The organism is Pseudonocardia sp. CA-107938 (assembly GCF_050936315.1).
Classification (GTDB): Bacteria; Actinomycetota; Actinomycetes; order Mycobacteriales; family Pseudonocardiaceae; genus Pseudonocardia.
The window spans coordinates 6,312,105-6,339,103 of the sequence record NZ_JBNJNA010000001.1; the positions used below are offsets into that span (position 1 = coordinate 6,312,105).

Sequence of the window (26,999 nt, forward strand, 5' to 3'; positions counted from 1 at the left end):
CCCAGAACGGTATTGGACGTATACGTGTGCTGGTTCACATACTCGTCGGCGTGAGCGAAACCCTGACCACGGACGTGCTGGTCATCGGCAGCGGACCGGCCGGCGCGTCGGCAGCGTTGTTCCTGGCCACCTACGGCGTCGACCACATCGTGATCACGAAGTACCGGTGGACGGCCAACACGCCGCGTGCGCACATCACCAACCAGCGCACCGTCGAGATCCTGCGCGACATGGGCATCGAGGACGACGTCCGGGCCCAGGGCACGCCGTCGCACCTGATGGGCGACACCGTCTTCTGCACGAGCCTGGCCGGCGACGAGATCGGCCGCGTGCGCACGTGGGGCACCCATCCGGCGCGGCGCGCGGACTACACGCTCGCCAGCCCGTCCGACAACTGCGACCTGCCGCAGACGCTCCTGGAGCCGATCCTCATCGGGCACGCGGCCGAGCGCGGCAGCCGCATCCGCTTCGACACCGAGTACCTGAGCCTCGAGCAGGACGACGACGGCGTGACGGTGACGGTGCGGGACCGGCTCTCCGGCCACACCTACCCGATCCGCGCCAAGTACGTGATCGGCGCCGACGGCGGCCGCAGCCAGGTCGCCCGCGACATCGGGCTCCCCTTCGAGGGGCAGATGGACATCGCCGGCAGCATGAACATCGTCTTCCACGCCGACCTCACGAGGTTCGTTCAGCACCGGCCGAGCGTCCTGTACTGGGTGCTGCAGCCCGGCTCGAACATCGGCGGGATCGGGATGGGCCTGGTCCGCATGGTCCGCCCGTGGGACGAGTGGCTGGTCGTCTGGGGCTACGACATCTCCCAGGCGCCACCCGAGGTCGACGACGCGATGGCCACGAAGATCGTGCACGACCTGGTCGGCGACGACACGATCCCGGTGACCATCCGCTCCACCTCGCTGTGGGGCAACAACAAGATGTACGCCACCCGCTACCGCTCCGGCCGCGTGTTCTGCGCGGGCGACGCCGTGCACCGGCACCCGCCGTCGAACGGGCTGGGCTCGAACACGTCGATCCAGGACTCGTACAACCTGGCCTGGAAGCTCGCCGCGGTGCTGTCCGGCACGGCCGGCGAGGAGCTGCTGGACAGCTACGACGCCGAGCGCGCCCCCGTCGGCAAGCAGATCGTGCTGCGGGCCAACAAGTCGATCGAGGAGTTCGGGCCGATCTTCGACGCGCTCGGGTTCAGCGACGCGGCCGACCCGGCGGCGCAGATCGCGAGCATGCGGGCCCGCGCCGAGGACACGGCGGAGGCCGCCGAGCAGCGGATCGCGCTGCGCAAGGCGCTGGAGCTGAAGGACTACGAGTTCAACGCGCACGGTGTGGAGCTGGGCCAGCGCTACGTCTCCGGCGCGGTGGTCCCCGACGGCACCGCGGAGCCGGAGTACGACCGCGATCCCGAGCTGTACTACCACCCGACGACCTGGCCGGGGGCGCGGCTGCCGCACTGCTGGCTCGGCGAGGGCGGCCACAAGGTCAGCACCCACGACGTCACGGGCAAGGGCCGGTTCACCGTGCTCACCGGCATCTCGGGGCAGGCGTGGGCCGACGCCGCCGCAGGCGCCGGCCGGACGCTGGGCATCGAGGTCGAGGTCCACGTGATCGGCCCGGGCCGCCGCTACACCGACGTCTACGACGACTGGGCGCGCCTGCGCGAGGTCGACGAGTCCGGCTGCGTGCTCGTCCGGCCCGACGCGCACGTGGGCTGGCGGGCGCACGCGCTGCCCAGCGACCCGGAGAAGGAGCTCACCGAGGCGCTGGCCCGGCTGCTCGGACGAGAGGAGCAGGACCGATGACGACCAGCTTCGTCCACACCGCCCACCCGGCCCGGATCGTGTTCGGCGCCGGCACCCTCGACACCGTCGCCGCCGAGGTCGAGCGCCTCGGCCGCAGCCGCGTGCTGGTGCTGGCCTCGCCCGAGCTCGCCGAGGCCGGCGACCGCGTGGAGAAGGTCCTCGGCCCGCTCGCGGTCGCCCGCTTCGACGGCGCCGCCATGCACACACCGGTGGCCGTGACCGAGACCGCGCTCGACGTCCTGCGCGATGCCGGCGCCGACTGCGTCGTCGCCGTGGGCGGCGGCTCCACCACCGGGCTGGCGAAGGCACTGGCCGTGCGGACCGGGGTCGACCAGGTCATCCTCCCGACCACGTACGCCGGCTCCGAGGTCACGCCCGTCCTCGGCGAGACCGCCGACGGCGTCAAGACCACCCGCTCGTCGCCCGACATCCTGCCCGAGACCGTCGTCTACGACGTCGAGCTCTCCGCCGGGCTGCCGCGGCCGATCGCGGTCACCAGCGCGGTCAACGCGCTCGCGCACGCCGTCGAGGCCCTCTACTCCCCCGACGCCGAACCCGTCGTCGACGCGCTGGCGCTGCAGGCCGTCGCCAAGCTGGCCGACGGGCTGCGCCGCCTCGCCGGGGGCGTCGACGACCTGGACACCCGGGCGGACCTGCTGCACGGCGCGTGGCTCGCCGGGACGTGCCTGGGCGCCGTCGGCATGGGCCTGCACCACAAGCTCTGCCACACCCTCGGCGGCAGCTTCGACCTGCCGCACGCCCCCACGCACACGGTGGTGCTGCCGCACGCGATGGCCTACAACGCCGCAGCCGCCCCGGACGCGATGCGCCGCATCGCCGAGGCACTCGGGGCCACCGATGCGCCCGGCGCGGTGTTCGACCTCATCCGCGACGCAGGTGGGCCGACCTCCCTGCGCGAGCTCGGGCTCGGCGAGGCCGACATCGGCCGGGCCGCCGAACTGGCCGTGGCCAAGCCCTACCCGAACCCGGCCCCGCTGACCCGCGACGGCATCGCCGCGCTCCTGGACCGGGCATGGCGCGGGGAGCGTCCGGCCGGGATCGCGGGGCCGGCGCGCATCACCGAGCAGGTCGTCGCGACCTTCGCCGGCACCGCCGACGCGCGCCTGCGCACCCTGCTCACCGATCTCGTCCGGCGGCTGCACGCCTTCGCCGTCGACAACGACCTCACGCAGGACGAGTGGCAGCAGGGCATCGACTTCCTCACCCGCACCGGTCAGCTGTGCAGCCCGACGCGGCAGGAGTTCGTGCTGCTCTCCGACACCCTCGGGCTCTCCAGCGTCGTCGACCTGCTGACCAACTCGCGCACCCCGGACAGCACCCCGTCCGCGGTGCTCGGCCCGTTCTACGTGGAGGGTCCGCCCGAGCTGCCGGCCGGCAGCGACATCGCCCGCGGCGCCGCAGGCACCCCGCTGCACGTCGACGTGCTCGTGACCGACACCGTCGGCCGGCCCGTCACCGACGCGGTCGTCGACGTCTGGCAGTCCGACGACGACGGCTTCTACGACATCCAGCTCCCCGACCTGGACGGCCCGGTGCTGCGCGGCCGCCTCCGCTCGGATGCCGAGGGCCGGGTGCGGTTGTGGTCGATCCTGCCGTCGGAGTACCCGATCCCCGACGACGGGCCGGTCGGGGCGATGCTGGCCGCCACCGGCCGGCACCCCTTCCGCGCCCCGCACCTGCACTTCCTGATCCGCTCGCCCGGCCACCGGCAGCTGATCACGCAGCTGTTCGTGGAAGGCGGGCGCTACCTCGACTCGGACGCCGTGTTCGGCGTGAAGGACGACCTCGTCGTCCCCTTCGCCCCGCGCACCGGGCCTGCCCCCGACGGCCGCGCCGTCGACGGGGAGTGGCGCGAGCTGACCTTCACCTTCCGGCTCGCCCCTGACCGTTGAGCACTACTTGCCCAATCACGTGATTGTCATGTCTTGTGACAATCAAGGATCAGTGCTTTCATGAGGGCATGACACGACCCATCCCGACCATCCCGTCCGGGCTCGACACCCCGGTCACCCTCATCAACGCCTTCACCGTGGACATGGCGAAGGAGGAGCGCTTCCTCGCCCGCTGGCGCGACAACGCCCGGGTCCTCGCCACCGCCCCGGGCTTCATCGGGGCGCGCATGATGCGCGCCGTCAGCGACAAGGCCGAGCTGACCTTCATCAACGTCGCGGAGTGGGAGTCGGGCGTCGCGCTCGACGAGGCGCACCGCAACCCCGAGTGGATCGCCGCGGCCCGGCGGTTCCTCGACGACCCCGAGTTCGCCGACGCGAAGGTCCGGCCCATGCAGTACCAGGCCGTGATCACCGTCAAGCCCGGCGACACCCTGCGCTGAGGAGCGGACCATGAACGCACCCGCACCGACCGCCGTCGCCGCGGAACCGCTGCTGCACGGCCGGGTCGCGCTGGTCACCGGGGCCAGCCGTGGCATCGGGGCCGCGATCGCGCGCGCCCTGGCCCGTCACGGCGCCGCCGTCGCGGTGAACTACCACTCCAACCGGACCGCCGCCGACGCGGTCGTCGCCGACATCACGGCGGCCGGGTCCCGCGGTCTCGCCCTTGCCGCGGACGCGGCCGACGACGCGCAGGTCGCGTCACTGGTCGCCGCCGCGGCGGCCGAGCTCGGGGACATCGACCTGCTCGTCGCGAACGCGTTCGGGGACACCACCAGCATGGTCAGCCCCGACGCGCCGCTGCTCGACCAGGCCGACGCGCTCCGCGCCCGCGTCGACATCCAGCTGGCGGCCACCCTGGCGGCCGTCCGGCACGTCGTGCCCGGCATGCGCCGCCGCGGCGGCGGCACGATCGTGCTGATCGGGGCGGCGCTCAGCCGGTCGACCCACGTCCAGGGCCGGTTCGCCGAGTTCGGGGTGACCAAGGCCGCGCAGGACGCGCTGGCCCGCCACCTCGCCGCCGAGCTCGGCGAGGACGGGATCCGCGTCAACGTCGTGGCTCCGGGGATGGTGCCGACCGACGCCAACGCCGGACCGCACCAGGACGCGGCGATCACCATGCTCAACCGCATGACGCCGCTGGGCAGGGTCTCGACCGTCGACGACGTCGCCGGCACCGTCGTCGCCCTTTCGTCCGACCTGACCAGGCAGGTCACCGGCGCCGTCGTCACCGTCGACGGCGGGATGACGATGGCCTGACTACCGCAGGTTCGGGCCCATGCTGATCCGCGAGATCACCGTGTCCGGGGGCATGGCCAGCACGAACGCCACGGTGCTGGCCACCCGGCGCGGCGACATCATCCAGGACTGCCCGTGGCTCACCTCGGCGGCCATGCCGGCGTTCGCGTACAGGTTGGTGTCCATGCCACCGGGGAAGATCGTCGTCACCCGGATCCCCGTGCCCTTGCAGGCGCCGGTGACCGACTTCGCGTACGCCGTCAACGCGCCCTTCGTGGCGGCGTAGGTGCGCTCGCTCGCGCCCATCGCGGTCGCGAGCGGGTCACCCGCCGAGGAGTTGACGAACACGATCTGCCCGGAGTCCGGGTCGAGCAGCTGTTGGCTGAGCGTCGCGTTCGTGACGTTCATGGTGCCCTGCACGTTCACCGCGAACGCGAGCACCGCCCGGTCCGGGTCCGCGGCCTCGATCGCGTCGTTCGTGTAGACGCCGGCGTTGTTCACCAGGGCGGCGACACCGGCGCGGAAGCGCTCGCGGATCGCGCGCACCGTCGCCCCGACGGCTGCCGCGTCCCGGATGTCGCACGCGAACGTCGCGCACGCGGCCGCTCCGAGCTCGGCCTCCACGCTCGCGAGGCCGGCCGCGTCGACGTCGATGACGACGACGAACGCGCCCTCGGCCCCAGCAGCTCGGACGATCTCGCGGCCCAGGCCCTGCGCGCCACCGGTCACCACGATCGTCCTGCCCTGCAGCTGCTGCACGCGCGCACAGTAGCCGAGCGTCCTGCGCGGTCAGCCGCCGTCCGCCGCGGTCGCGGCGAGGGTGCGCCGCAGCACGGCCGGACCGGTGCCGGCCAGGGCGACCGTCGAGCGCTGCACGACGTCGGGCGAGGTCCGTGACCGCGTGCTCGGCGAGAACCTCGCCGAACTCCTCCGCCTGTGACGCGCGCGTCGCCTCCAGCGCGAGTTCCGGGCGGCGCCTCAGCTCCCCGGCCGGTAGGGCGGGGCGACGCCCCAGCCCCACCGCGGCACCGGCGCGTGCTCGACGACGTCGGCGCCCGGCTGGGAGTTGTGCAGCGCGAGCCGGGTGCCCCACTCCAGGTACCCGACGAGGGCGGCGCGGAACTCGGGGTCGTCGGGGAGCCCAGCGTCGTCGGCGGCCCGGCTCATCAGGCTCACGAACCGGAACCGCTGCTCGGCCGTGATGCCCAGGCCGCGGTGGTGCGCGAGCATCCGCTCGTAGCCGCCGAGCTGCTCGGTGTAGCCGGCCGGGCCGCCGAACACCTCGACCCACCAGAGCGTGACGTGGGCGCGGTGCTCCTCGGACACCCCGCCGGGGAAGAGCACCGACAGCAGGTCGTCGCGCTCGACGCGGTCGTAGAACGCGTCGATCATCCGGCGGAGGGCCGCAGGGCCGCCGGCCCAGTCGCACAGCGTGGGGACGTCAGACACATTTTACAGTGTAATCAGTACCACGCCGACGTTGGCGCCGACGATCAGCAGGATGGCGAGCACGTCCGGCAGCAGTAGCGACTGGTGCAGCACGAGCGCACCGATCGCGGCGGCGAACACCGGGTGGACGCTCATCACGACGCCGAACAGGTGCGCCGGCACCCGGCGCAGGGCGAGCAGGTCACCGAGGAACGGCACCACCGACGACAGCACGCCGGCCACGGCCGCGCAGGCCAGCGCGAGCGGCGTCGGCGGGTGCGCGACCAGCACGGCGATCCCGATCGGCACGTACACCAGCGCCGAGACCGTGCCGGCCGCGGCGGAGCCGACGACGCCGGGCAGCCGCCGTCCGAGGGTGCGGTTGAGCAGGATGTACCCGGCCCAGCACAGGGCGGCGAGCAGGCCGAACGCCACCCCGACGTGGTCGGTCGTCGGCTGCGGACGGGTCAACACCAGGACACCGACCGCAGCCAGCACGGCGCACGCCACCGTCGCCCGGCGGCGGGCACCGCGCGGCGTTGCCGTGAGGGCGCCGGCGAGCGCCACGCCGAGCGGGCCGAGGAACTCCAGGGTGACCGCGAGCCCGAGCCCGATCCGGTCGATCGCGGTGTACAGCGACACGTTCATGGCGGCGAACACCCCGGCGAGGCCGAGCACCGGCCGCCACTCCCGGCGGGTGAACGAGCGCAGCGGCGGCCGCCCCACGGCGAGCAGGACGATCCCCGCGATCCACTGCCGCACCGCCACCACGCCCACCGGGCCGAGCACCGGGAAGGCGAGTGCCCCGATCGCCGCGCCCGTCTGGTTCGACAGGGCGCTACCGAGCATGAGCGCAAGGCCGGCCGAGCTGTCGATCCGCGGGGGTGTGCGCACGTCCACGCGGCCAGTCTGCGTCGCACAGAGGCATTCACAAAAATGCATCTTGCGCTTCATCTATACACTGAGCGTATGGATCTTCGGCACCTCCGCTGCCTCGTCGCGATCGTCGACGCGGGCGGGTTCACCGGCGCGGCCGCAGAGCTGGACACCACCCAGCCGTCCGTCTCCCGCACGCTCGCCGCCCTGGAGGACGAGCTGGGGGTGCGCCTGCTGCGCCGGACCAGCCGCGAGATCGTCCTCACCGAGGCCGGCGAGCGGGTGCTGGCACGGGCGCGGCGCGTCCTCGCCGAGGTCGACGACCTCGTCCGCGACGCCACGGCCGGCGGCGGGCGGCTCCGGCTGGGGCACGCCTGGGCCGCGCTCGGCGCGCACACCGTCGAGCTGCAGCGGCGCTGGGCCGCCGAGCATCCCGCCACCGAGCTCTCCCTCGTGCGCACCAACTCCCCCACCGGCGGCCTCGCCGAGGGCAGCTGCGACATCGCCATCGTCCGCACCGCCCCCGAGCACCAGGTGGTCGACCGCCGGTTCGCCGAGCTCGTCGTCGGCGAGGAGGCACGGGCGTGCGCGCTGGCCGCCGACCACCCGCTCGCCCGGCGCCGCGTGCTGCGCCTGGCCGACCTCGCCGACCACGTCGTCGCGATCGACCGGCGCACGGGCACGACCTCCCCGCAGTTGTGGCCACCCGACCGCGCACCCGTGTTCGAGGACGTCCACGACGTCGACGACTGGCTCGCCGTCATCGCCGTCGGTCGCTGCGTGGGCGTCACGGCGGAGAGCACGACCGCCCAGTACCGACGTCCCGGCATCGTGTTCCGGCGCCTGCGCGACGCGCCGCCCGTCCCGGTGCGGGCGCTGTGGTGGCGGGCCGACCCGCATCCCGCGGTGCCCGCGATGGTCGGGCTCCTCGCCCAGGTCTACCGCGGCTGAAGAGCCGGCTCGCGCAGGCGCCGCAGGAGCAGCGCGCCGATGGCCGGCAGCGCGATCAGCGGGGCGAGCGCCACCTGCAGCGAGGTGGCGTCGGCGAGCGCGCCGATCGCCGGTCCGGCGACTCCGCCGACGCTCACCGCGAGCCCCAGCGTGACCCCGGCCGCCGTGCCGACGTGCTGCGGCAGGTAGTCCTGCCCGAGGCTGATGTGCAGCGAGAACGGCACGTAGAGCCCCGCGGAGGCGAGCGCGACGAACCCGAACAGCAGCGGACCCGGCACCAGGACCACCCCGGCCACCGCCAGCCCGGTCAGCGCGTACGACCAGCGCAGCACCGGGAGCCGCCCGAACCGGGTGGCGAGGTGGCCGCCCGCGACCGTGCCGACCGCGCCGCCCAGGAAGAGCACGAACAGCGCCGCCGGACCGGTGACGCGGGCGTCCCCGTCGACCTGGCGGGCGGCGTGCAGGGCGAGGAACGCGCTGAGCCCGACGAACACGATCGACCGGCAGACGATCGCCGCCGACAGCACGAGGAACGAGCGGCGGTCGTCGATGCCGGGCGCCGGCCCCGTCGCGCTGTTGGCGGCCCGGTTCGCCGACCTGGCCGCGCCCGCGCACAGCACGGCACCCAGCACGGCCGGCGCGACCAGCAGCGGCGAGGCCGCCAACCCTCCGGTGCCGACCACCACGCCCACCAGCACCGGCGCCGCCGCGAACCCGAGGTTGCCGCCGAGGGAGAACCAGCTCATCGCCCGGTGGCTCCCCGCCGCGGCGACCCTGGCCACCCGCGCAGCCTCCGGGTGGTAGGCCGCGACACCGACCCCGGACATCGCCACCGCGGCCAACGTCGTCGCGTAGCCGCCGGCCGTCCCGGAAACGGCCACCCCGGCACCCGCCATGAGCGTGCTCACCGGGAGGAGCCACGGCAGCGCCCACCGGTCGGTGAGCACCCCGAACAGCGGCTGCACCACCGACGACAGCAGCGACGCGGCGAGCACGATCCCCGCCGCCGCGGCATACCCGTACCCCCGCTCGGCGACGAAGAACGGCACCAACGCCGCCACCGCGCCCTGATGGACGTCGACGCAGGCGTGGCTGACGGACAACAACGTGATCGCACGGGAACGAACAGGCACGCCTCGATCCTCTGGTCTGCGTCGGCGGCGCGCTTCCAGAACAGAGCCATGTGATGTCAGAAAGCCGCCAAAGCGCCGATAGGCTGCGCTTCGTGCCGGAGATCCGCCACGTGCCCGCCGCGCCCACGCAGGTCCGGCCGATGGCGTCCGGCGAGCAGATCGACGCCCATCGTCACGACGACCACCAGATCGTCTACGCCGGTTCCGGGGTGCTGGCGGTCACGACGGACGCGGGCACGTGGATCGCGCCGGCGACGCGGGCGATCTGGGTGCCGGCCGGCTGCGTCCACGCCCATCGCGCCCACGGCGCGGCGGAGCTGCACCTGCTGGGCCTGCCCGTCTCGGCGAACCCGTTGCGCCTCGACTCCCCCACGGTCGTGAGCGTGAGCCCGCTCCTGCGCGAGCTGATCCGCGCGTGCACCCGGGACCCGCACGACGGCCCGGAGCGGCGCCGGCTGCAGGCGGTGCTGCTCGACCAGTTGCGCGCCAGCCCGCAGCAACCGGTCCAGCTCCCCACCCCGACCGAACCGCGGGTGCGCGCGGTGTGCGACCTCCTCAACGCTGACCCCGCCGACAGCCGCACGCTGGCCGAGCTCGGCCGTCAGGTCGGGGCGAGCGAGCGGACGCTCAGCCGGCTGTTCCGCGCCGAGCTCGGCATGACCTTTCCGCAGTGGCGCACCCAGTTGCGGCTCTACCGCGCGTTGCAGCTCCTGGCCGACGACGTGCCGGTCACCGCGGTGGCGCACCGCTGCGGCTGGTCGTCGACCGGCGCCTTCATCGACGCGTTCCGCCGCACGTTCGGCGAGACCCCCGGCGCGTACCGCCGCACCCCGACGACGTCACCAGCGTGACGCGAGCTTGCGCCGGACCCTCGTCGGGAACAGGGCACGTGGGCCGGTGCGCCGCTCGTCGCCGATCACCTGGAACAGGGCCCGCCGGTCGGACATCGCACCCTTCCCGCTCGGTTCGCGGCCGAACCAGGCGATGAGCGCGGTCTCCACCTGCGTCCGCTCGCTCCACTCGGCGAAGGCGCGGGCCTCGGCGGGGTCCTCGCCGTCGAACTCGTCGAACAGCAGCAGGCTCCCACCGCGCAGCAGCGGCGTGACCCAGTTCAGGGCCGTCTCGGTGGCCGAGTGCAGGTCGGCGTCGAAGTGCGCGAGGCTGACCTGGCCGACCTCGGCCGCGAGCGCCGGGGTGAGCGAGTCCTGGAAGAAGCCCTTGACGATCCGCACCCCGCGCAGCCGCGGCACCGCGGTGGCGAACGTGCCGGCGGCCAGGTGCTCGTAGTTCTCGGGCAGGCCCTCGAACGAGTCGCAGGCGTAGATCCGCTTCCGCGGCTGCGTCGGGCTCCACACCCGCGTGCGGGCCAGCTCGTCACGGATGACGCGGGTGGACGCGCCCTGCCACACCCCGAACTCGACGACGTGGCCGGGGACCGGCCGCGCCAGGTGGACGGCGAACTCGAGGACGCTCGCCCGGCTCGGGTAGGTGACGCGCCCCCGCAACCGCGGCCATTCCCCCGGCGTCGCCGTCAACCACGGGTAGTCCATCGAAGTCCTCGCATTCGCTGTCGTCGACGGGCGGGCGCCCGCGCCGCAGCATCGGCGACCCGGGTTTCACCGCGCTTGCACGACCGTTCGCGGCTCGTGGCGGAGCAGCCGGACCAGTGCCGGGATCGGGTACACCAGCAGGAACAGGTTCGGCACCCACCACTCCGGCTGGAACTCGCCGCGCACCGCCCAGTACGAGATGGCGAGCAGGCCGCTGGCGTGGGTGAGCGCCAGCGAGATCGTCATCAGCGGCCGGCCGAGGAGCGGCCGCCGGCCCAGGATGGCGACAGCGGCGATGCCCGTGACGCTGATCAGCAGGTCGAGGGGCAGGAACGACCAGTTCCAGGCGACGACCCGCGCATCGTGGTAGTCGCTGTAGGCGAACTCGGGCGGGATCAGCTCGAGCGCAGTCGCCGCCCAGTAGGCGACGAACCCCACGTCGGTGACCAGCATCAGCGTCGTGATCGCGGTCAAACGCCTCGTTCGCACAACATCTGTTATATACCGAGTGTTGTGTAACCTGTCGACGATGCCTCGACTCGTCGACCACGATCAACGCCGCCGCGAACTGGCCGCGGCGGCCGCCGCCGTCATCGCCCGGGCCGGGCTGTCCGGCGCGACCATGCGCGAGGTGGCCGAGGAAGCCGGGTGCACCACCGGCATGGTCACCCACTACTTCGACGACAAGCAGCAGGTGCTGCTCGCCGCACTCGACGCGGTCACCCGGGCCGTCGCGGCACGGATCCGCGCCCACGTCCGCACGGCGCGCGGGCCGCTGCTGCCGGCCGTGCTGGCCGAGTCGCTGCCCCTGGACGAGGTCCGGCGCATCGAGTGGGGCGTCTGGATCGCGTTCTGGGGCGCGGCCGCCGTCGACGAGGCGCTGCGCGTCGCCCACGTCGAGCGGTACCGGCGGTGGCGGAACACCCTCGCCGACCTGCTCGAACGCGACGGCCGCGACCCCGCCGCCGCCGAGTCGCTCATGCTGGCCGTCGACGGGATCGGCCTGCACGCGACGTTCGATCCCGCCGCGTGGCCCGCGGAGCGGCAACTGGCGGAGCTGGAGCGCAGGATCGGCCCGTAGGTTCGTCCCATGCTGCGACGGGTGCTGGGGCTCACGCGTTCCCTGCTCATGTACCACGGGATCCCCGGCCGGCACCGGCGGATGGTGGCGTTCTACCGGGAGTTCCTCGTGCCCGGCGACCTCGGTTTCGACGTCGGCGCACACGTCGGCAGCCGGGTGCGCGCGTGGCGGAAGCTGGGTGCGCGGGTGGTGGCGATCGAGCCGCAGCCCGACCTCGTCCGTATCTTGCGCCTCCTCTTCGGCCGCGACCCCGGCGTCGTCCTCGTCACCGACGCGGTGGGTGCCCGGGCCGGACGAGCCCGGCTGGGCGTGTCGACGGCGACGCCCACCGTCTCGTCGATGTCGCCGGAGTGGATCAGCTCGGTGTCGACCGACCGCCGCTTCGCCAAGGTGCGGTGGGACCGGTCCGTCGACGTCGCGGTCACCACCCTCGACGCCCTCGTCGCCGAGCACGGCGAACCGGCGTTCTGCAAGATCGACGTCGAGGGCTTCGAGCTCGACGTGCTCGCCGGGCTCAGCCGGCCGCTCCGCGCCTTGTCGTTCGAGTACCTGTCGATGGCCCACGACGAGGCACTCGCCGTGCTCGCCGCGGTCGACCGGCTCGGGCGCTACCGCTACAACTACTCGCCGGTCGAGACCCTGCGCTGGCAGAGCCCGCACTGGCTCGACGCGGACTCGCTCCGCGCGCTCCTCGAGCGGGTCCGGGCCGCCGGCCGCTCCGGCGACGTGTACGCCCGCCTGGCACCGGACGGGTGATCGTCGGGCTCTACGATCCGCGGATGTCCGTCGCCGATGATCTCGACCTGTTCGGCCAGCTCGACCCCTCGACGCTCGCCCCCCGCCAGCAGCGCATCCTCCTCGCCATCCGCGACTGGGTGCAGCGCCACGGATACCCGCCGAGCACCCGCGAGATCGGCGAAGCCGTCGGACTCCGCTCCCCGTCGTCGGTGTCGAAGCACCTCGCGAGCCTCGAGGAACAAGGCTTCCTGCGCCGCGGCACCACCATGGCCCGCCCCATCGACGTCCGCGCGTTCCTGCGCGCTTCCGGCTCCGTCGAGCAGGACTCCGCCGTCGCCGTGCCCGTCGTCGGCGACATCGCCGCCGGCACCCCCATCCTCGCCGAGGAACACGTCGACGAGGTGCTGCGACTCCCGCCCGAACTCGCCGGCCGCGGCACCGTCTTCGCCCTCCGCGTCCGCGGCGACTCCATGGTCGACGCCGCGATCTGCGACGGCGACACCGTCGTCGTGCGGCAGCAGAACGAGGCGCACTCCGGGCAGATCGTCGCGGCGATGATCGACGGGGAGGCCACGGTCAAGGTCTTCCGGCGGCGGGGTGGGCATGTGTTGCTGGAGCCGCGTAATCCTGCGTATCCGGTGATCGACGGGGATTCGGCCGTGGTGCTCGGGATTGTGGTTTCGGTTCTTCGTTCGGTTTAGGTTTTCGGTCTAGTTTCCGGGGCTCCGCCCCGGGCCCCGGCGCCTCCCTCCGGTGGAGCTGTTCCGTGCCGGCTCCACCGGCACTCGGTCGCCCTCCGGGATGCCACACCGGCGGCCGGGTCGCAAACGAAACGCGTGTTTGCCACCCGACCACCGGCGCGGCCTTGCTGTGCACGCCCGACCGACGGTGGAGCCTCTTTCGCTGGAATGCGGTGACTTCGCAGAGGTGAGGTGGTCCTCGCAGAAGGTCGAACCTGTGCGACGACGCCTCAACTTCTGCGAGGTCTCGGAGCCGGCCCGCGCGGGCGTCAAATGGTATCTGACCTGCGATAATCGGTAGTCGTTCGAACCTGCGTTCGGGTATCATGGAGGCATGCCCGAGAACCCACTCGCACAGGCCGTGAGCCTGATCGAGCAGGCGTTCACGGCCATTTCCGACAGCCCCGATCCCCTCGCCGCGCTCCTCGTTCTTGAGGGTGTGTCGCGGCAAGTCGATCGGGCGAAGGTCGCTGCGATCGCTGCTGTCGAGCGCGACGGCACCCTTTCCGAGAAGGGGTATCGCACCACTCTCGCCGGGTTGAAGGATCTGCTCGGGTGGGATCACGACACCGCCCGCCGGCATGTCACCGTCGCCGAACACGTCGGGCCGCGCACCACGCTGGATGGCGAGCCGTTAGAGCCGGTGCTCCCGGCCACCGCGGCCGCGTTCACCGACGGCGCGGCCACCATGCGGCACGTGGACACCATCGCCGCCCTGATGAACTCCCGGCCCGCCTCCCGGATCAGCCTGGCCGATCGGATCTCGATCGAGGCCAGCCTCGGTGAGGCGGCCCGCACCTTCACCCCGCGCGAAGTCCGTGTCATGGGCCTGGAGCTGCTCGCCGCGGCTGACCTGGACGGGCCGGAGCCGGATGAGCGGCCCGGTCGTAACGAACTGCAGATGGGCGCCAACGCTGATGGCAGCGGGTGGCTGCGGGGCCAGTTCGAGGATCCGTTGGCGTTCGCGGCGATCCGTACCGCGATCGAGGCCCGCACCCGACCGACCCCGGAGAATCGGGGTACCACCGCGGCCGAACGGAACGCGGCGGCGTTGGCGGAGATCTGCGGGTTCGCCCTCGACCACGGCGCCTCCGGCGAGGTCGGTGGGGAACGCCCCCGCGTCACCGTCACGATCCGCCTGCAGGACCTGGAAGACCGGGCCCGCACCGCCATGCTGGACACCGGGGGACAGGTGACTCCCGGGCAGTTGCGGCGTCTGTTGTGCGATGCCCACCTGGTCCCGGTCGTGCTCAACACCGACAGCCAACCTCTCGATGTCGGCCGTACCCGCCGCCTGGTTCCGCCCTGGTTGCGCCGCGCGGTTGCCCTGCGCGACCACGGTTGCGCCCACCCCGGGTGTGATCGGCCACCATCCTGGTGCGAGGTCCATCATGTGATCGAGTGGCAACACGGCGGCGCGACCGCCTTGGACAACCTGGTCATGTTGTGTTGCCAGCATCATGATCAAATCCATTCGACCGAGTGGACCATCGACATGACCTCCGGGAAACCGGAGTTCATCCCGCCACCCTGGATGACCGATCTGTGGGCACAACCGTGACCGGGGCAGCACTGTGCCCGCAGGCAGGTGTGAGGCTCCACCGTCGATCGGGCGTGCGCAGCAACGCCGCAGCATCCCGACAGGGCGACCGAGCGACGGCGGAGCCGACCCGCTCGTTCCCGCTCCACCAGAGGAGGGCCGGGGTTCGGGGCGGAGCCCCGAGAACGTCAGCGGTGTGGCGTGGGTGCGGCCGCTACCTGTCCTGCCGCGGTCGTGTCGCTGAAGCCCAGGAGCAGGGGGTGTTTGCCGCTCGTGTCGATGCGGCTGATCGCGGCGTCGCCGAGGAACATGCGCCACGCCACGCAGTCGTCGACGCCCAGGGCCCAGGTGACGGCGGCCTTGATCGGCGAGACGTGGCTGACCACGACGACGTCGCGGTGGGCGGCGTCGGGGGCCAGGTCGGCGCACGCCGACCGCACGCGGCGGCACAGGGAGGCGAGGGATTCGCCGCCCGGGGGCACGAAGTTCGGGTCGGTGCGGAACTCGTGCCAGTCGCTCTCACCCAGCGCGGTCGGTGGTTGGCCGTCCAGGTCGCCGTAGTCCAGCTCCACCCACCGCGGATCGACCTCGACGGCCGTGGCGTCGCCGGCGAGCACCGCCGCGGTCTCCCGTGCCCTGGTCAGCGGGCTGGAGACGACGCGAGCGGGGTGCGGCAGCAGCTCCGCGAGCGCGGCGGCCTGCCGGCGGCCCGTCTCCGTGAGGGGTGGGTCGGCGCGGCCCAGGAGCAGCCCCTCGGCGTTCGCGGCCACCTCCCCGTGCCGGACGAGGATCAGCATGGCGGCCTCCCGGGGGTCGCGAGCACGTCGAGGTGGTCCACGAGCACGTGCAGCCGGCCGGCGGCCAGCTCGTCCAGTCGCCGACCCAGGTACCCGCCGGCGCTGATCCTCAACTCTGGTACCTGCGCGCACGCCGCGCCGATCCAGCCGCGCAACCACTCCTCGACGAGCGCCGCGTCCGCCGGCCCGAGCCGCCACGGACTCGACCGCTGCTCCACGGTCGCGCCCAGCTCCGCGAACGCAGCCGCGACTGCGGCGCCGGCGTCGGGACCCGTCAGCCGGCGGCCGTCGACGGGACGGCGCTGGTGGGCGTCGAACGCCGCCGCGAACACGGCGTCGAGCTCGTCGGCCGGGTCGAACACCACCCGGCCGGCCACGCTCAGCGTGAACAGCGCCAGGCACCCCGCCTCGACGCACGCCGCGGCGACCCCCGCGACCTCCTCCGCCGTGAGCAGGTCGAGGAGCGCGGAGCACGTCACCAGCGAGGTGCCGGCGAGGTCCGCCGCGCCCAGCCCCGTCAGATCCCCGAGCACGGTCTCCACCGGCACCGACCCGGCCCTCGCCGCAGCCACCGCCAGCAGCTCCGGGTCACGGTCGTGCAGGTACCACCGCTGGTCGGCCGGCAGGTGTGGCGCGAGCCAGCGCAGCATCGAGCCGGTGCCGCAACCGAGGTCGCGCACCGTCACCGGTCCTCGACCCAGGCCCGCAGCGGCCGCCGTGGCGAGCTCGGTCGCCCGGGCCGCCGCGTCGGCGGGCTCCCGCAGCGCCAGCCAGTCCGGCGCGCACACCGGCGAGCCGGGCTCGCTCAGGCGGGCGTCCCAGGGCGCGCGCTCGCCATCACCTGTGCCAGGCACCGTGCCGTCACCTCCCACCCGTCCAACGTGGGACGTCGCAGCGCCGCGGCCTGTCGCAGCTCCGCCTGCAGACCGGGCTCGTCCAACCAGCGACGCAGCGCCGCCGCCAGTGCATCCACGTCGCCGGGCGGCACCAGTATCCCCGGAACGTCCTGGTCGCCCAGGATCTCCGGCATCCCACCGACGTCTGCGGCGAGCACCGGGATGCCGCGGGCCAGCGCCTCCGTGACGACCATCCCGTACGCCTCCACGCGCGACGGCTGCACCAGCAGGTCGGCCGCCGCGAACGTCGCCTCCAGCGCGTCGCCGACGAGCGGGCCGGTGATCTCGACCCGGCCGTCGAGGCCATGCGCGGAGATCGCGCCCCGCACCGCGGCGACGTACTCCGGGTCGCGCCCCACTGCACCCACGAGTCCGCAGGTCCACGACCGGTCGGCGACCGCCGCCAGCGCGTCCACCAGCAGGTCCTGCCCCTTCGTCGGGGTCAGCGAACCGAGGCACAGCAGCCCCGCCCCGCCGGAGCCGGGCGCGAGCGGCGCCGGATCGACCCCCGGCGTCGCCACGTGCACCCGCCCCGCGGGTAAGCCGTGCGCGGCGACGAGCCGCCGTGCCGTCCACGGGCTCGTCGCCACCACCGCGTCGACGGCGTGCAGCACTTCTCGCTCGAACGACGCGAGCGTCGCGTCCTCCTCACCCAACGGCAGGTGCACCAGCGCGACCAGCACCAATCGCCCCGCCTCCGGGACGATCACGTCGGGCACCCCGCACGCGACGAGCCCGTCGAGCAGCACGGCGGCACCGTCGGGCAGCGCGGCCAGCGCCCGTGCCAGCGATGCGCGGGCGGGCCGCTCGGGCCGCGGCCACGCGCCCGCCACCGCGACCTCCCGCACCGACACCCCTGCCGCAGCCAACTCGCGGCACACCCGCCGGTCGTAGGCGTTGCCGCCGCTCGGCAGCGTGGGATCGTCGATGTCCGCGGGGACGACGACGTGCAGGTCCCGGATCACAGCTCCCGCTCGTACGCCGCCCACGCCACGTGCGACTCGTGCAGCGTGACGGTGAGACCGGCGAGGCCGCGGGCACCGTCCCCCAGCGCGCCGGAGTGGACGGCGGCGACGAGCCGGTCCGCGATCTCCTTCGCCAGGAACTCCGTCGTCGTGTTGACGCCGGGGAAGACCTCGTCGAGGTTGCGGTAGTTCAGGTCCCCCAGCACGGCCTTCAGCTGCTCGGTGGCCAATCCGATGTCGACGACGATGCCGTCGGCGTCGAGGTCGGTGCGCCGGAACGTGGCGTCGACGACGAACGTGGCGCCGTGCAGGCGCTGCGCCGGCCCGAACACCTCTCCCTGGAAGCTGTGCGCGACCATCACGTGATCGCGGACGGTGATGCTGAACAACGTTCCCCCTTGCTACGGCTCTCCGTACCTCACACGGACGCAGAGCGCGTCCGGTTCACCGGCGGCCAGCCGCGGCAGCACATCGGGGAGCTCCGTGAACGCGCACTCGCCGGTGACCAGCGCATCGAACACCGGATCGGCGAGCAACCGCAGCGCGAGCGCCATCCGGTCGGCGTAGTCGCGACGGGCGCGGCGGGCCCCCGCCACCTGGCCGACCTGGCTCGCGCGGATCGTGAGCCGGCGCGAGTGGAACGCCTCACCGAGCGGGATCCGCACCGGGCGGTCGCCGTACCAGCTCAGTTCGATCACCTCGCCCTCGTTCCCGAGCAGCTCCAGCGAACGGGCCAGCCCGGCCTCGGTGGCGCTGGCGTGCACGACGAGGTCGCAGTCCCCCAGCGCCGCGTCGGGGTGCGCGAAACCCACGCCGAGCGCCGCGGCGATCTCCGCCCGTCCCGGCTCGACGTCGACGAGCTGCACGCGCACCCCCGGGAAGCGCGCCAGCAGCGCGGCCACGCTGCACCCGACCATCCCCGCGCCGACGACGGCGATCCGGTCACCGAGGAGCGGTCCGGCGTCCCACAACGCGTTCACCGCGGTCTCGACGGTGCCGGCCAGCACGGCGCGGGCGGGCGGGACGTCGTCGGGCACGACCGTCACCGCGGTGGCCGGCACCACGTAGCGGGTCTGGTGCGGGTACAGGCAGAACACGGTGCGGCCCCGCAGCTCGTCGGGGCCCTGCTCGACCACGCCCACGTTCAGGTAGCCGTAGAGCACCGGGGCGGGGAATTCCCCGTCCTGGAACGGGGCGCGCATGATGGTGGCTTGGCTCCGCGGCACCCCGCCGCGGAACACGAGGGTCTCGGTGCCGCGGCTCACGCCGGAGAACAGGGTGCGGACGACGACGTCGTCGGGGCCGGGTTCGGGCAGCGGTACGGGGCGGATCTCGCCCTCTCCCGGCTCCTTGAGCCAGAACGCGCGCGCCGTGTGATCGAGACGATCCACCTGAACCCCCTGAGTCCTGGATCCGTGGTGGGAGGTATGACGACGATGGCGAGCCTAGGGTCCTTCCTGCGAAGCGGGGGGCGCGGGCTGCCGGTACGCCCGCACCGTGTCGCCGGGCCGACCCCGGCCACCTGGCAGCTGGCCGTCGCGGCGGCTGGCGCGGTGGTGCTGCTCGTCGCGATCGGGTCGGGCCCGGTGGGCTGGGCCGCCGGCCTCGCCTACCTCGCCGCGCTGCTGGCGGTGCTCGCCTGGGCGGTGCGGCGCGCCGGCGCCACGACGCTCGGCCCCGCGGACCTGGTGACGCTGCTGCGCGCCGTCCTGATCGTCGGCGTCACCGCGCTGGTGGCCGACGGCCTGGCGACCGGCGCGACCCCCGTCGCCGTGCTGGTGACGCTGTCGTCGGTGGCGCTGGTGCTCGACGCCGTCGACGGCAAGGTCGCCCGGCGCACGGAGACGGTGACGCCGCTGGGCGCCCGCTTCGATATGGAGATCGACGCCGTGCTGCTGCTGGTGCTCAGCGTGCACGTGGCCGTGCTGCTCGGCCCGTGGGTGCTCGCGATCGGGCTGATCCGCTACGTGTTCGTCGCGGTCAGCCTCGCGCTGCCGTGGCTGGGTGCGACGCTGACCGCGCGGTACGCCGCGAAGGTGGTGGCCGCGCTGCAGGGGATCGTGCTGGTGGTCGCGGCCTCCGAGCTGTTGCCTACGCTGCTGGCCGTGATCATGGTCGCCGTCGCGCTGGCGCTGCTGGTGTGGTCGTTCGCCGTCGACATCCCGCGGCTGTGGCAGATGGCGCATCCGGGACCGACACCGTGACGGTGCTGCGGCGCGTCGGTGTCGTCGTGCTCGGCGTGATCGTGCTGGCTGCGCTCGTCCTGCCCGCCGACGGACCGCTGACCCCGCTGGCGTTCGTGCGCATCCCGGTCGAGGCGCTGGTCGGGATCGCGTTGCTGCTCGTCCTCCCAACCAGGGCGCGGACGCCGGTCGCCGCAGCCCTCGGTGCGCTGCTCGGGCTGCTGACGCTGCTGGGTGTGCTGCACGTCGGCTTCCGCTCGGTGCTCGGCCGCTCCTTCGACCCGGTCGTGGACGCTCCCCTGTTCGCCGACGGGATGCGGTTCCTCTCAGGCAACATCGGTCGGCCCGCGGCCGTCGCTGTGGCGGTGCTCGCGGGCCTGCTCGCGCTCGCCCTCCCCGTCGGGATGGCGGTGGCGGTGGTGCGCCTGGGGCGCATCGTCGTGCGGCGGCGCACCGGGGCGACCCGGCTCATCGCCGTGCTGACGCCGATCTGGATCGGCTGCGCGCTCATCGGTGCCCAGCTCGTGCCAGGGGTGCCGGTGGCGGCGGCGGGTGCCGCGGCGCTGGCGCGCGACACCGCCGTCGGGATCCCCGCCAGCGTCGCCGCGCAGGAGGACTTCGCCGCGCACCTGGGCGAGGACCCGTTCCGCGCCGTTCCGTCCGCCGACCTGCTGACGGCACTGCGCGGCAAGGACGTCGTGGTCGCGTTCGTGGAGAGCTACGGGCGCAGTGCGGTCGAGAACCCCGAGTTCGCCGCCCCGGTCGGCTCGGTGCTCGACGAGGGCACGGCGCGGCTGGGCGCCGCCGGGTTCGCGACGCGCAGCGCGTACCTCACCTCGCCGGTCGCGGGAGGCAGCAGCTGGCTCGCGCACGCCACGTTCCTGTCCGGGCTCCACGTGAGCGACCAGGGCCGCTACGACTCACTCGTGACCAGCGACCGCCGCACGCTGACCAGCACGTTCGCCGAAGCCGGCTGGCGCACCCTGGCGGTGCAACCAGGCACCACCAGCGCGTGGCCGGAGGCGCGGTACTACGGCTTCTCCGACGTGCTCGACTACGGGCGCCTGGACTACCGCGGGCCGGACCGCGGCTGGGCGAGCGTGCCCGACCAGTACACGCTCTCCGCGTTCCACCGCCTCACCGCCCGCGCCCCGGGCGCGCCACCCGTCATGGCCGAGATCGACCTCGTCTCCAGCCACGCCCCGTGGCGCATGATCCCGCCCGTCATCGGCTGGGACACGGTCGGCGACGGCACCGTCTACGGCCCGCTCGCCGGCACCGGCGATCCCGACGCGATCTGGGGTCAGGGCACCACCGCGGTGCGCGACGCCTACCGCCGGTCGATCGAGTACTCGCTGGGGAGCCTCGTGTCGTACGTGCAGACCTACGGCGACGACAACCTGGTGCTGCTGATCCTCGGCGACCACCAGCCGGCGCCGCTCCTCACCGGTGACGGCGCTTCCCGCGACGTGCCGATCTCGGTGGTGACGCGGGACCGCGGCGTTCTCGACCGCATCGCGCCGTGGGGATGGACCGACGGCCTGCGCCCCGGCGCGGCGGCGCCGGTGTGGCCTATGGAGGCGTTCCGCGACCGGTTCCTCACCGCGTTCCGGCGCTGACCGTCCAGCGCGGGGGCGCTAGGATGATCGACATGGTGGGTGCGGTGGTGTTCCGAGAGCCGTCCTGACGGCTGCGCCTCCGACCGCCCGAGCCGTCCTGCCGACGGCTCCTGCATGCGCCCGTGTTCCGCGCGCGGCCCCTGTGATCGGCCTCGGCCGGGACAGCTCCCCATCCTCCGGGGAACCCCACCGTGCCCGACGACGTCCACCCCCTCCTCCGTCGACAACTTCAACTGGCTGACCGCCGACGACCGGCCCGCGCCGCGCTCGGTCCGGGTCGCCCCCGCCGGGCTGAGCGCCGACCGCGCGCTCGCGTTCGCCACCGCCGGGACCGCGCTGCTGTGGCGCGACGACTACCCGCAGGCCTGCCAGCTCCTCGACGCCATGCGCCGGCGCCTGCCCCCACCGCGCGGCCCGTTGCCGGTGGCCGCGGAGTTCCACCGCCGCCGCCAGCACCGGGCCCGCGTGGCCCGGCTGCTCGGATCGGTGCTGGTGGAGCTGCACCCGGGGGCGCAGCTGCGGCTGCGGCGGGCGCCCGACGTCGCGGACGCCTGCCGGGAGGTCTACGGCCCGCTGTCCGAGCCGCACCTGGTGGCGCTGCGCGAACTGCTGGGGGTGCTCAACGCCCACCGGCAGCGGAAGGACGGGATCGCCGTCGACGTGCTCGGCGGCCTGCGCATCCACCCGCACCACGGCGTGTTCGCGCCCACGCGGCAGGACTACCTGCAGCTTCCCGCGACGGCGCCGCTGCCCGGGCCGCGGCGCACCGCGTTCGACATCGGCACCGGCACCGGCGTGCTCGCCGCGCTGCTGGGCGGGCGCGGGTTCGACCGCGTCGTCGCCACCGACGCCGACCCGCGCGCCGTGGCCTGTGCCCGCGAGAACCTGGCCCGGCTCGGGCTCGCCGGCCGCGTCGACGTCCAGGAGCGCGACCTGTTCCCGCCCGGGCGGGCCGACCTGGTCGTGGCCAACCCGCCGTGGCTGCCGGGCACCCCGGCGAGCCCCGCCGAGGCGGGTGTCTACGACCGGCGCAGCTCCATGACCGACCGGTTCGTCCGCGGCGTCGCCGACCACCTCACCCCGACCGGCGAGGCCTGGTTGATCTGCTCCGACCTCGCCGAGCACCTGCAGCTACGGCCGGCCGGGCACATCCCGGCGCTCGCCGCCGCTGCCGGTCTGACGATCCGCGGGCACGCGGACGTCCGCCCATCAACCCGGCCGAGCCGGGTCGACGGTCGGGACCCGGTCGCGGCCGCCCGCCGTCGCGAACGCATCCACCTGTGGCGGCTGGGGCTCTCTCACCAGCGGTCGTGCACGTGCTCCCGGATCAGCTCGTCGTAGACCGCGGCCACGGCGGCGTGGGTCTGCGCGTCCAGCGGGGCGAGCGCGGCCGCCGCGGCGTTGCCGGAGGCCTGGTCGGCGTTGCGCGCGCCCGGGATGACGACAGTGGTCTGCGGCTGTTCGAGGATCCAGCGCAGCGCGAACTGCGCGGTCGTCACGCCCTCAGGCACCAGCGGGACGAGCCGGGCCACCGCGGCCAGCCCCACGTCGTACGGCACGCCGGAGAACGTCTCGCCGACGTCGAACGCCTCGCCGTGGCGGTTGTAGGTGCGGTGGTCGTCGGCCGCGAAGGTCGTGGTGGCCGTGTAGCGGCCGGACAGCAGGCCGGAGGCCAGCGGGACCCGGGCGATGATCGCGACGCCGGCCTCGGCCGCGGCCGGCAGCACCCGCTCGAGCGGCTTCTGGCGGAACGCGTTGAGGATGATCTGCACGCTCGCGACGCCCGGCCGCGCGATCGCCGCCAGCGCCTCGTCGACGGTCTCGACGCTCACGCCGTACGCCGCGATCCGCTGCTCGGCCACCAGCTCGTCGAGCGCGTCGAACACCTCGTCGCGGTCGTACACCGGGGTGGGCGGGCAGTGCAGCTGGACCAGGTCGAGCGTGTCGACGCCCAGGTTGGCCCGGGAGCGGTCGTTCCACGCGCGGAAGTTCGCGCGCGAGTAGTTCTCCGGGACCTGCTCGACGCGCCGGCCCATCTTCGTCGCGACGGTCAGCCCGTGCTCCGGCCCGCGCTCCCGCAGGAAGCCCCCGATGAGCGTCTCGCTGCGACCGTCGCCGTAGACGTCGGCGGTGTCGAGGAACGTGACGCCGGCGTCGACGGCCGCGTGCAGCACCGCCAGCGCGTCCGCGTCGTCGACCTGGCCCCAGTCGGCCCCGAGCTGCCAGCACCCCAACCCGATCACGCCGACGTCGCGACCGAGCCGCCCCGCTTTCCGCATCTCCACGGGGGCAGCTTACGAACGGCCGCGGCGCGGTCCGGCCGCGGCCTGCCCGGAACGTGGCGACGCCGGCGTCCCCACGCCACGGGCGGGCAGGGCGATGCGCAGCGCCGAGCCCGGGGTGTCGCGGTCGAGCAGCTCCACCCGCCCGCCGTGGGCGGCGGCGATCTCGTTGACCAGCGACAACCCGATCCCGTATCGGCGACGGCCTGACGTGCTGCCGCCGCCGACCGCGAACCGGTCGAACATCCGCGGCACCAGCTCGGGGTCCATGCCCGGCCCGTCGTCGATCACGTCGATGCGGGCGGTGTGCCCCGTCGCCGACACCTCGACCGCGACGCGGCCGTGCGCGTGCCGGACGGCGTTGTCGACCAGGGCGGTCACCGCCCGGCGCAGGGCCACCGGCCACCCCGAGACCGCGACCGGCGCGTCGTCGGACGCCGGGGCGACCAGCGCGACCTGGCGCTGCGCCGCGAACGCCGCCGCCGACTCGACGACGTCGCGGGCGAGCGCCGTCAGCTCGATCGGCACCGGGGCCTGCTCGATCCCCGGGTCGGCCGCGAGCAGCAGCTCGTCGAGGATGTCGGCGAGACGCGCGCTGTCGGCGACGAGCGCGTCGAGGTCGTCGGGCGCGGTGTCCGGGCCGTCGCGGCGCATGCGGCGTCGCAGCAGCTGCGCCCTGGTGTGCAGCAGCGTGACGGGGGTGCGGAGCTCGTGGCTCGCATCGGCGACGAACCGGCGCTGGATCTCCAGCGTCGTCGACAACGGTCCCAGCGCCCGGCCGCCCAGCCACGTGCCGACCAGCGCGATGAGCACGAGCCCGGCGATCCCGCTGATCAGGAGCGCGTCGATCAGCTGGTCGCGGGCAGTGTGGTTCGGGGTCAGGTCGAGCACGGCCTGGACGGTGAGCCCTGTCGGCTGCCGCAGCGTCTCGACCAGGTAGTCGACGCCGCCCAGGTGGACCTCGAACAGCTCCGCCGGCCCACCCGCGGCGACCCGGTCCATCGCCGCACGGTCGGGCAACCCCTTCGGCAGGGACGGGTCCACGCCGGCCCGCCGATCGCCGGACGGGCCCTGGATCGCCAGCGCGGTCCAGGCCGGCGGGTCGTCGATGTCGTCGGCACGGATGGCCGCTACGTGCAGCTCGTCGACGGCGCTCCGGTGCTGGCCCTGCACCACCACCACGACCGCGGCCGCCGACAGCAGCACCACGACGACGGCCCCGAGCAGAGCCGCCTGCAGGCCGAGCCGGCGCGCCGCCCGGCGCACCATGATCGTGGAACCGGCCCGGCTCACGGCTGCGACCCACGCCCGAGGCGGTATCCCCGCCCGCGGACGGTCTCGACGACCGTGCGCCCGAGCTTGCGCCGGAGGTAGTGCACGTACGTGTCGACGACAACGGGCTTCTCCGCCTCCGTGAACACGGAGTACAGCAGTTCGTCGCGGCTGAACACCTGCCCGGGCCGGGCGGCGAGGGTGGCCAGCAGATCGCACTCGCGGGCGGACAGCACCACCGGCTGCCCGTCCGGTCCGGGGGCGAGCTCGCGCGCGTCCAGGTCGAGCAGGGCGTCGCCCACCGGCACGGTCCGGGCCGTGTCGAGGTGCCGGCGGCGCAGCGCCCGCAGGCGGGCCAGCAGCTCGTCCACGTCGAACGGCTTCGTCAGGTAGTCCTCGGCACCTGCGTCCAGGCCGGTGACCCGGTCCGACGCCGTCGCCGCCGCGGACAGCACCAGCACCGGGGTGCCCACACCCCGGCGCCGCAGCCGGACCATCACGTCCAGGCCGTCGAGGGCGGGCAGGCGCCGGTCCAGCACGATCACGTCGTAGTGCCGGGTCAGCCCCAGGTGCAGCGCGCGATGGCCGTCGGGGGCGGCCTCGACCTCGTAGGCCTCGTCGGCGAGCAGCTCGACGAGCATCCCGCGCAGCTCGTCGTCGTCCTCCACGACGAGCACCCGGGGTGGGGCGATCTGGTTCACGCCCCCATCATGACCGCCCCGCCCACGGCTGTGACCAGCGGCTTCGGCTCCAAGAATGTTCCAAGAACGGATCGGGAGGATGAGCTTCCCGGCCGCTCGCTCCCCCGCCCGCGCGCCCCGGTGAGAGCGAGGAACGGATGTCCCTGCCCGCAGCCGTGTTCTGCCACCCCAACGACGGCTGCCTCACCGCTGCCAGGGCGCTGGTGCGGCGCGGCGTCGAGGTGCACCTGCTGGCGACCCCCGACTACCGCTACGTGCTCGCCTCCCGGGGCGTGCGCGGCCGCGTCATGCCCGACATCCGCAGCTCCGCGCAGGAGTGGCTCGACGAGCTCAACGGCATCGGCGACGCCGTCGTGTTCTCCGGCTCCGACGCGGCCACGGAGTGGATCACCTGGCACCGCGACCAGCTGCTGCCGACCCTGCGCACGTTCGAGTCGGCCGACCGCACGCACGTCACGCTCATGGACAAGGACGACCTCTACCGGGTCGCCGCCGAGGCGGGCGTGCGCACCCCGTGGACGGCGCACGTCGCGACGCTCGACGACCTGGAGGCGCAGCTGCCGGTGCTCACGTACCCGTGCGTGGTGAAGCCGACGCTGGGCCACGTCACGAAGCAGCTGCTGGGGATCGGCACGACGGCCGTCGCGTCGCGGGCGGAGCTGTTCGCCGTGGCCAACCCGCTGCTCGACCACGACTTCCCGTTCCTGGTCACGGAGCTGGTGCCCGGCCCGGAGACGGCGCTGGAGGGCGCCGTGGCCGTCCGCGGCCGCGACGGCGAGTACCGGCTGGAGTACGGCCGGCGCAAGGTCCGGCAGTGGCCGCTCGACTACGGCGTCGGCTCGCTGCTGGAGAGCGCCGACGTGCCCGAGGCGCTGAAGATGAACCGGCAGCTGCTCGACCACACCGGGTACGTCGGCATCGCGGCGTGCGAGACGAAGCGGCACGCCGAGAGCGGCGAGCTGTACCTCATCGAGATCAACGTGCGGGTGCCGGCCAGCTTCGGGCTCGCCGAGGCCGCCGGCACCGACGGCGCGTGGCGGTTGTACGCGACGCTCGCCGAGCTGCCGGTGGCCCGGCAGCCCGAACCCGTCCTCGGCCGGAAGGTGGTGCTGCCGCAGAAGGACGCGCAGGCCGCGCTGGCCCGGCTCCGCCGCCGCGAGACGACCGTGCGTGAGGTGCTGCGCAGCTGGCGCGGGGTCCGCGACACCGCCGCCCTGTCCTGGCGCGACCCGGCGCCGGCGTTCGCGCAGGTCAGGTCGATCCTCGCCAGCCGTCGCACGTAAA

28 protein-coding genes are annotated in these 26,999 nt (G+C 73.8%); 14 read left to right on the plus strand and 14 right to left on the minus strand.

From position 1 onward, the window contains the following. The first annotated feature begins 50 nt into the window (after window positions 1-50). The 4 genes from ACQEVB_RS31230 (at window position 51) to ACQEVB_RS31245 (ending at window position 4,984) form a co-directional block, all read left to right on the plus strand. Window positions 51-1,814 (plus strand): FAD-dependent oxidoreductase, encoded by a 1,764-nt coding sequence (locus ACQEVB_RS31230; RefSeq protein ID WP_432979178.1) that lies wholly within the window; start codon window positions 51-53, stop codon window positions 1,812-1,814. Then, the gene (locus ACQEVB_RS31235; RefSeq protein ID WP_432979181.1) at window positions 1,811-3,727 is read left to right on the plus strand and encodes a maleylacetate reductase and hydroxyquinol 1,2-dioxygenase domain-containing protein; all 1,917 of its coding nucleotides are present in this window, start codon (window positions 1,811-1,813) and stop codon (window positions 3,725-3,727) included. Before ACQEVB_RS31230 ends, ACQEVB_RS31235 begins: the two co-directional genes overlap by 4 nt. Before the next feature lie 68 nt (window positions 3,728-3,795). Next, entirely contained in the window at window positions 3,796-4,167 is a 372-nt protein-coding gene (locus tag ACQEVB_RS31240) for an antibiotic biosynthesis monooxygenase family protein (RefSeq protein ID WP_432979184.1), read from the plus strand. A 10-nt stretch (window positions 4,168-4,177) separates the two neighbouring features. Continuing rightward, a complete protein-coding gene (locus ACQEVB_RS31245) occupies window positions 4,178-4,984 on the plus strand; it encodes an SDR family NAD(P)-dependent oxidoreductase (protein WP_432979187.1) in 807 nt (268 codons plus the stop codon). Here the strand turns inward: ACQEVB_RS31245 and ACQEVB_RS31250 are convergent, their stop codons facing one another. From ACQEVB_RS31250 to ACQEVB_RS31260, 3 genes are all read right to left on the minus strand, one after another. After that, entirely contained in the window at window positions 4,985-5,722 is a 738-nt protein-coding gene (locus tag ACQEVB_RS31250; protein WP_432979190.1) for an SDR family oxidoreductase, read from the minus strand. 219 nt (window positions 5,723-5,941) lie between these two features. Then, window positions 5,942-6,412, minus strand: coding sequence for a group II truncated hemoglobin (locus tag ACQEVB_RS31255; protein WP_432979193.1), 471 nt, complete (start codon window positions 6,410-6,412; stop codon window positions 5,942-5,944). A 3-nt stretch (window positions 6,413-6,415) separates the two neighbouring features. Further along, the gene (locus ACQEVB_RS31260; RefSeq protein ID WP_432979196.1) at window positions 6,416-7,291 is read right to left on the minus strand and encodes an EamA family transporter; all 876 of its coding nucleotides are present in this window, start codon (window positions 7,289-7,291) and stop codon (window positions 6,416-6,418) included. Between the two features lie 69 nt (window positions 7,292-7,360). Between ACQEVB_RS31260 and ACQEVB_RS31265 the strand changes: the two genes are divergently transcribed. After that, window positions 7,361-8,218, plus strand: a complete 858-nt coding sequence (locus tag ACQEVB_RS31265; protein ID WP_432979199.1) for a LysR family transcriptional regulator — start codon at window positions 7,361-7,363, stop codon at window positions 8,216-8,218. Here the strand turns inward: ACQEVB_RS31265 and ACQEVB_RS31270 are convergent. Further along, complete coding sequence (locus ACQEVB_RS31270; RefSeq protein WP_432979202.1) at window positions 8,206-9,351, minus strand: MFS transporter; 1,146 nt, start codon at window positions 9,349-9,351, stop codon at window positions 8,206-8,208. The two genes, ACQEVB_RS31265 and ACQEVB_RS31270, sit on opposite strands and share 13 nt — an antisense overlap. A 53-nt stretch (window positions 9,352-9,404) precedes the next feature. Here ACQEVB_RS31270 and ACQEVB_RS31275 point away from each other — a divergent pair, with 53 nt between their 5' ends. Continuing rightward, window positions 9,405-10,202: an AraC family transcriptional regulator gene (locus ACQEVB_RS31275; RefSeq protein WP_432979205.1), complete on the plus strand. Its 798-nt coding sequence runs from the start codon at window positions 9,405-9,407 to the stop codon at window positions 10,200-10,202. Here ACQEVB_RS31275 and ACQEVB_RS31280 read toward each other — a convergent pair. Next, window positions 10,191-10,901 (minus strand): TylF/MycF/NovP-related O-methyltransferase, encoded by a 711-nt coding sequence (locus ACQEVB_RS31280; RefSeq protein ID WP_432979208.1) that lies wholly within the window; start codon window positions 10,899-10,901, stop codon window positions 10,191-10,193. The genes ACQEVB_RS31275 and ACQEVB_RS31280 overlap by 12 nt on opposite strands. Before the next feature lie 66 nt (window positions 10,902-10,967). After that, window positions 10,968-11,375, minus strand: a complete 408-nt coding sequence (locus tag ACQEVB_RS31285; RefSeq protein ID WP_432979211.1) for a DUF5360 family protein — start codon at window positions 11,373-11,375, stop codon at window positions 10,968-10,970. Window positions 11,376-11,430: 55 nt separating this feature from the next. Here ACQEVB_RS31285 and ACQEVB_RS31290 point away from each other — a divergent pair, with 55 nt between their 5' ends. The 4 genes from ACQEVB_RS31290 (at window position 11,431) to ACQEVB_RS31305 (ending at window position 15,021) form a co-directional block, all read left to right on the plus strand. Further along, a complete protein-coding gene (locus tag ACQEVB_RS31290) occupies window positions 11,431-11,982 on the plus strand; it encodes a TetR/AcrR family transcriptional regulator (protein ID WP_432979214.1) in 552 nt (183 codons plus the stop codon). A gap of 9 nt (window positions 11,983-11,991) precedes the next feature. Then, window positions 11,992-12,738 carry an FkbM family methyltransferase gene (locus ACQEVB_RS31295; RefSeq protein WP_432979217.1) on the plus strand — a complete coding sequence of 249 codons (747 nt, stop codon included), beginning with the start codon at window positions 11,992-11,994 and terminating at the stop codon, window positions 12,736-12,738. Window positions 12,739-12,761: 23 nt separating this feature from the next. Continuing rightward, window positions 12,762-13,421 (plus strand): transcriptional repressor LexA, encoded by a 660-nt coding sequence (gene lexA / locus ACQEVB_RS31300; RefSeq protein WP_432979220.1) that lies wholly within the window; start codon window positions 12,762-12,764, stop codon window positions 13,419-13,421. A 373-nt stretch (window positions 13,422-13,794) separates the two neighbouring features. Next, a complete protein-coding gene (locus ACQEVB_RS31305; protein ID WP_432979223.1) occupies window positions 13,795-15,021 on the plus strand; it encodes a DUF222 domain-containing protein in 1,227 nt (408 codons plus the stop codon). Between the two features lie 167 nt (window positions 15,022-15,188). Here ACQEVB_RS31305 and ACQEVB_RS31310 read toward each other — a convergent pair whose 3' ends face one another. The 5 genes from ACQEVB_RS31310 to ACQEVB_RS31330 are packed head-to-tail and all read right to left on the minus strand — an operon-like array spanning window position 15,189 to window position 19,049. Beyond that, the gene (locus ACQEVB_RS31310; RefSeq protein ID WP_432979226.1) at window positions 15,189-15,797 is read right to left on the minus strand and encodes a histidine phosphatase family protein; all 609 of its coding nucleotides are present in this window, start codon (window positions 15,795-15,797) and stop codon (window positions 15,189-15,191) included. Next, window positions 15,791-16,606, minus strand: coding sequence for a class I SAM-dependent methyltransferase (locus ACQEVB_RS31315; RefSeq protein WP_432980674.1), 816 nt, complete (start codon window positions 16,604-16,606; stop codon window positions 15,791-15,793). The genes ACQEVB_RS31310 and ACQEVB_RS31315 overlap by 7 nt, the downstream gene beginning before the upstream one ends. Then, on the minus strand, window positions 16,603-17,655 hold the full coding sequence (locus tag ACQEVB_RS31320) for a glycosyltransferase family 4 protein (protein WP_432980677.1): 1,053 nt from the start codon (window positions 17,653-17,655) through the stop codon (window positions 16,603-16,605). Before ACQEVB_RS31320 ends, ACQEVB_RS31315 begins: the two co-directional genes overlap by 4 nt. Beyond that, window positions 17,655-18,047: a 6-pyruvoyl trahydropterin synthase family protein gene (locus ACQEVB_RS31325; protein ID WP_432979229.1), complete on the minus strand. Its 393-nt coding sequence runs from the start codon at window positions 18,045-18,047 to the stop codon at window positions 17,655-17,657. Before ACQEVB_RS31325 ends, ACQEVB_RS31320 begins: the two co-directional genes overlap by 1 nt. Window positions 18,048-18,059: 12 nt before the next feature. Further along, window positions 18,060-19,049: a zinc-dependent alcohol dehydrogenase gene (locus ACQEVB_RS31330; protein WP_432979232.1), complete on the minus strand. Its 990-nt coding sequence runs from the start codon at window positions 19,047-19,049 to the stop codon at window positions 18,060-18,062. A gap of 45 nt (window positions 19,050-19,094) precedes the next feature. Between ACQEVB_RS31330 and ACQEVB_RS31335 the strand changes: the two genes are divergently transcribed. The 3 genes from ACQEVB_RS31335 (at window position 19,095) to ACQEVB_RS31345 (ending at window position 22,801) form a co-directional block, all read left to right on the plus strand. After that, on the plus strand, window positions 19,095-19,862 hold the full coding sequence (locus tag ACQEVB_RS31335) for a CDP-alcohol phosphatidyltransferase family protein (RefSeq protein WP_432979235.1): 768 nt from the start codon (window positions 19,095-19,097) through the stop codon (window positions 19,860-19,862). Next, window positions 19,859-21,460 carry a sulfatase gene (locus ACQEVB_RS31340; RefSeq protein ID WP_432979238.1) on the plus strand — a complete coding sequence of 534 codons (1,602 nt, stop codon included), beginning with the start codon at window positions 19,859-19,861 and terminating at the stop codon, window positions 21,458-21,460. Before ACQEVB_RS31335 ends, ACQEVB_RS31340 begins: the two co-directional genes overlap by 4 nt. Before the next feature lie 114 nt (window positions 21,461-21,574). Continuing rightward, on the plus strand, window positions 21,575-22,801 hold the full coding sequence (locus tag ACQEVB_RS31345) for a methyltransferase (RefSeq protein WP_432979241.1): 1,227 nt from the start codon (window positions 21,575-21,577) through the stop codon (window positions 22,799-22,801). On the opposite strand, the gene ACQEVB_RS31350 is transcribed toward ACQEVB_RS31345, so the two are convergent. The 3 genes from ACQEVB_RS31350 to ACQEVB_RS31360 are packed head-to-tail and all read right to left on the minus strand — an operon-like array spanning window position 22,759 to window position 25,715. Then, window positions 22,759-23,745 carry an aldo/keto reductase gene (locus ACQEVB_RS31350; RefSeq protein ID WP_432979244.1) on the minus strand — a complete coding sequence of 329 codons (987 nt, stop codon included), beginning with the start codon at window positions 23,743-23,745 and terminating at the stop codon, window positions 22,759-22,761. The genes ACQEVB_RS31345 and ACQEVB_RS31350 overlap by 43 nt on opposite strands. Window positions 23,746-23,754: 9 nt before the next feature. After that, window positions 23,755-25,035 (minus strand): sensor histidine kinase, encoded by a 1,281-nt coding sequence (locus ACQEVB_RS31355; protein WP_432979247.1) that lies wholly within the window; start codon window positions 25,033-25,035, stop codon window positions 23,755-23,757. Then, window positions 25,032-25,715 (minus strand): response regulator transcription factor, encoded by a 684-nt coding sequence (locus ACQEVB_RS31360; protein WP_432979250.1) that lies wholly within the window; start codon window positions 25,713-25,715, stop codon window positions 25,032-25,034. Before ACQEVB_RS31360 ends, ACQEVB_RS31355 begins: the two co-directional genes overlap by 4 nt. A gap of 137 nt (window positions 25,716-25,852) precedes the next feature. On the opposite strand from ACQEVB_RS31360, the gene ACQEVB_RS31365 reads away from it, so the two are divergent. After that, on the plus strand, window positions 25,853-26,998 hold the full coding sequence (locus ACQEVB_RS31365) for a hypothetical protein (RefSeq protein ID WP_432979253.1): 1,146 nt from the start codon (window positions 25,853-25,855) through the stop codon (window positions 26,996-26,998). Window position 26,999: the final 1 nt, after the last annotated feature.